The sequence below is a fragment of the Nocardiopsis sp. NPDC055824 genome (assembly GCF_053616335.1).
On sequence record NZ_JBSHDN010000350.1, the window covers coordinates 1 to 3720 of the forward strand.

Sequence of the window (3720 nt, forward strand, 5' to 3'; positions counted from 1 at the left end):
CCCCGCACCAGGGGCCCGGGGCCGGGACGCGGCCCTCAGCGCGGGTCGGGGACCCCGGGACCGCCCGCCGGCCCCCCGCCGCCGCGCACCAGGAACGGCTCCAGCAGTTCGGGCACCGCCTCGTCGGCCCAGGCCAGCCCTTCACCCAGCCCCACGTCCGCCGCCGCGTACATCCCCTCGCCCGCGGCCGTGGTCGCCGCCACGTCCGCCAGGCCCAGCCGCCGCTGGAACGGCGACCTGGTGATCCGCCAGCCGATCACGGCGGCCCTCTCCAGGGTCACCGTCCTGCGCACCGCCATCCCCCGCCGGACCACCAGGTAGCGCGGGTGCAGCCCGTGGCCGAGCCCCCGGTAGGAGCCGACCGCGTACCAGAACGCCGCCGCGCCGAGCAGCACGGCGACCACCGCCCACCCCCAGCCCGGAGCGGACTCCACGGCCCGGACCGTCAGCGGAACGGGCATGATGTACTCCTCGACCTCGTGCGCGGCCTCCCACCACGCCTCGGACGCCAGCGTGTGGAGCCAGGCCAGGACCCCTGCCAGCACCAGGGCCAGCACCGTGGCGTACCCCGCGCGGGTGAGCCGGCGGCGCAGCGCCGCCCGCGGGTGGGGGGCCAGGGGCACGTCCAGGGGCGAGTCCTGCGTCCGCATCAGGTCGGCGGCCAGCCCCCGCGCCAGCTCCCGGGGCATCGCCGGGGACAGGCGGCTCTTGGCGCTGGCCTTCTGGTCGTCGGCCGCGCCCAGGCCGGTCGCGACCGCCCGCACGTCCGCGCCGCCCGCGGACCTCAGCAGGAACGGCTCGTACAGGGTCACGCCGTTCAGACGGCGCCCCTCCACCGACAGCGACACGCTGGTGAGCAGGCCTCGGCGCAGGCGCACGGTGCCGTCCGCCTCCCGCGTGAGCCGGTAGTCCCACCAGGTCTCCACCGCCACGGCCGTCACGACGAGTACGCCGGAGACCAGCAGGCCGAGCAGGGTCAGGGGCGCCACGAGCAGTATCTGGCCCACGACGAAGGAGGCCATCTCCTCGCCGCTGGGCAGGTTCGCCCGGTCGGAGATCCACCGCCACGGGGCGCCGTTGCTCTGGGCGTTCGCCCCCAGGAGCGTGGCGATGACACCGAGGCCCACGCCCACCGTGGCGGTGGTCACGGGGGCGAAGGCGAACCAGCGCCGGTCCAGCCGGGCCAGTTCGACCTCGATCCCCCCGTCGTCGCCGGGGGCCGGGTCCTCCCCGGCGGCGGTGGCCCCGGCGGTCCGGGAGGCGCCCCGGTGGAGGAGTTCGCGGCGCAGCCATTCGCCCTGCTCCGCGGTGACGTAGAGCAGCTGGAGCTGCTCGGACCCCGCGCCGACCTGCTCGCCGGTACCGACCGTCACCGAGCACAGGCCGAAGACCCGGGCGTAGAGGGGGGCGGCGACGTCCACGCTGCGCACGCGCTCGCGCGGGATGGAGCGGTACGACTTGGCGATGATCCCGGACCGCACCTCCATGCGCTCGACGGTGACCCGGTAGCGGGTGGCCCGCAGCCGCAGCAGGTCGAGGTACGTCATGAGCGCGAGGAAGGCGAGTGCGCCGGGAACGGGGGCGAGGGCCCACAGGGGCTGGCCCGCGATCACCAGGACCACGGTGGCGACGATCGCCCCGGGAACGAGGAACGCGCCCGCCACGAGGGTGCTCGCCCACACGCTCAACGGGTGCAGCCGCCGCCAGCCATCGTCCTCGGTGGCAGCGGTGCCCGCGCCGGGGGTGTTCCCCGCCTCCGGGCCGTCCGCCCCGACGGGGTCGTGGGCGTCCGCGCCGCCGGCCGGCGGCGGGAGGGGGGAGCCGCCGGCCGTGAGGCCCTCCGGCTCGTTCGGGAGGGCCGGTCCGCCCTCGCCCAGGGGCTGCCTGTGCTCGTCGGGGGTGCTCATGTCGCGTCTCCCGGGGTCGCCTGGGTGGTCTCGGTGAGCTGCTCCGCGACCTCGGTGGCCCGGACGTGGTCCAGGCCCGCGATCTCGATCGGTCCCGCCGCCGAGGCGGTGGTCACGGTCACGCTGGACAGGCCGAACATCCTCTGGAGCGGGCCCCGCGCGGTGTCGACGGTCTGGATGCGCGACATCGGGGCCACGCGCCACTCCTGCCAGATCCATCCGCTGGACGTGTACACGGCGGTGTCGGTGACCTCCCACCGGTGGACGCGGTAGCGCCACTGCGGCATGAGGACGGTGATCAGGAGTCCGACCCCGCCGACCACGGCGGTGGCGAGCAGGAACCAGGCGCGCGGCGGTTCCCAGATGATCGCGGGGACGAGGGGGATCGCCGTGAGGACGACGGTCACGGCCAGCGACCGTGTCGTCCACCACCGGATCGCCCGTCGGTCCACGCGGTGGTGGGGCGGGCGCAGGCGCGGCGCGTCTGTGGTCATCGCTTCCACGTCTCCTCTCTTCGGGGCCCTGTGGGCCGTTCGCTATTAAAAGTGATATCACAATGCTATGCTCGAGTCATCACCTTGAAGAGAACGGAAGAAGCGATGGCCGAAACCAGCCAGCCCACCACACCGGCGCCCGAGTACAGGGAGCACACGGCGAAGAGCCACGACGGCATCCTGTTCGCCGTGATCAGCCTCGTGCTGGTCCTGGGCGGCGTGGGCACCGCCCTGCTCCCGATACTCGGACTGCCGCCCCTCCTGATCGGCGTCGGCATCGTCGTCGGACTGGTCGGACTGGGGCTCTCGTTCGGGCTGACGATGGTCGCGCCCAACGAGGCCCAGGTCGTCCAGCTGTTCGGCCGCTACGTCGGCAGCGTCCGCACCGACGGCCTGCGCTGGGTCAACCCCTTCACGCTCCGCAAGGGGATCTCCACCCGCATCCGCAACCACGAGACCTCCGTCATGAAGGTCAACGACGCCTCCGGCAGCCCCATCGAGATCGCCGCCGTCATCGTCTGGCAGGTCGAGGACACCGCCCGCGCCTCCTTCGAGGTGGACGACTTCGTCGAGTTCGTGTCCATCCAGACCGAGGCGGCGGTCCGCCACATCGCGGGCTACTACCCCTACGACTCCTACGACGCCGACACCAGCCGGTCCCTGCGCGGCAGCGCCGACCTCATCACCGAGGAACTCTCCAGGGAGGTCGGCGAGCGGGTCCAGGCCGCGGGCGTCAAGATCGTGGAGTCCCGGTTCACCCACCTGGCCTACGCGTCGGAGATCGCCCAGGCCATGCTCCAGCGCCAGCAGGCCAGCGCCCTGATCGCCGCCCGTCAGGAGATCGTCGAGGGGGCCGTCGGCATGGTGGACCGCGCGCTCACCCGCCTGTCGGCGGAGAACGTGGTCGAGCTCGACGAGGAGCGCAAGGCCGCGATGGTCAGCAACCTGCTCGTGGTGCTGTGCTCCGACCGGCCCGCCAGCCCCGTCGTCAACACCGGGACCCTGTACCAGTAAAACGGGGGGAGGCGGCCGTGCCCGATCGCAAGAAGGTGCTGCTGCGGCTCGACCCCGCCGTCCACGACGCGCTCGCGCGGTGGGCCGGGCAGGAGCTGCGCAGCACCAACGCACAGATCGAGTTCCTCCTGCGCCGGGCGCTGGACGACGCGGGGCGGATGCCGAAGGAGGCCGGGGTCATCCCCCGCCGGGGCAGACCGCGCAGATCCGCGCCGGAGCAGGACGCGCCCGTGGAGGAGCCCCGGGGCGAGGAGTCCCAGGAACCGACCGAGGAGTGACACCCCCCGCCCACGACGGCGCCGGGC

4 protein-coding genes are annotated in these 3720 nt (G+C 73.7%); 2 read left to right on the forward strand and 2 right to left on the reverse strand.

All coding sequences use genetic code 11. From position 1 onward, the window contains the following. Positions 1-35: 35 nt before the first annotated feature. Together ACWGL3_RS31580 and ACWGL3_RS31585 are read right to left on the reverse strand one after the other, a co-directional pair. Positions 36-1907: a PH domain-containing protein gene (locus ACWGL3_RS31580; RefSeq protein WP_267944556.1), complete on the reverse strand. Its 1872-nt coding sequence runs from the start codon at positions 1905-1907 to the stop codon at positions 36-38. Continuing rightward, entirely contained in the window at positions 1904-2401 is a 498-nt protein-coding gene (locus ACWGL3_RS31585; protein ID WP_267944555.1) for a PH domain-containing protein, read from the reverse strand. The genes ACWGL3_RS31580 and ACWGL3_RS31585 overlap by 4 nt, the downstream gene beginning before the upstream one ends. 105 nt (positions 2402-2506) lie before the next feature. Between ACWGL3_RS31585 and ACWGL3_RS31590 the strand changes: the two genes are divergently transcribed. Then, a complete protein-coding gene (locus ACWGL3_RS31590; protein WP_267944554.1) occupies positions 2507-3415 on the forward strand; it encodes an SPFH domain-containing protein in 909 nt (302 codons plus the stop codon). 17 nt (positions 3416-3432) lie between these two features. Continuing rightward, the gene (locus ACWGL3_RS31595; protein ID WP_267944553.1) at positions 3433-3693 is read left to right on the forward strand and encodes a hypothetical protein; all 261 of its coding nucleotides are present in this window, start codon (positions 3433-3435) and stop codon (positions 3691-3693) included. Positions 3694-3720: the final 27 nt, after the last annotated feature.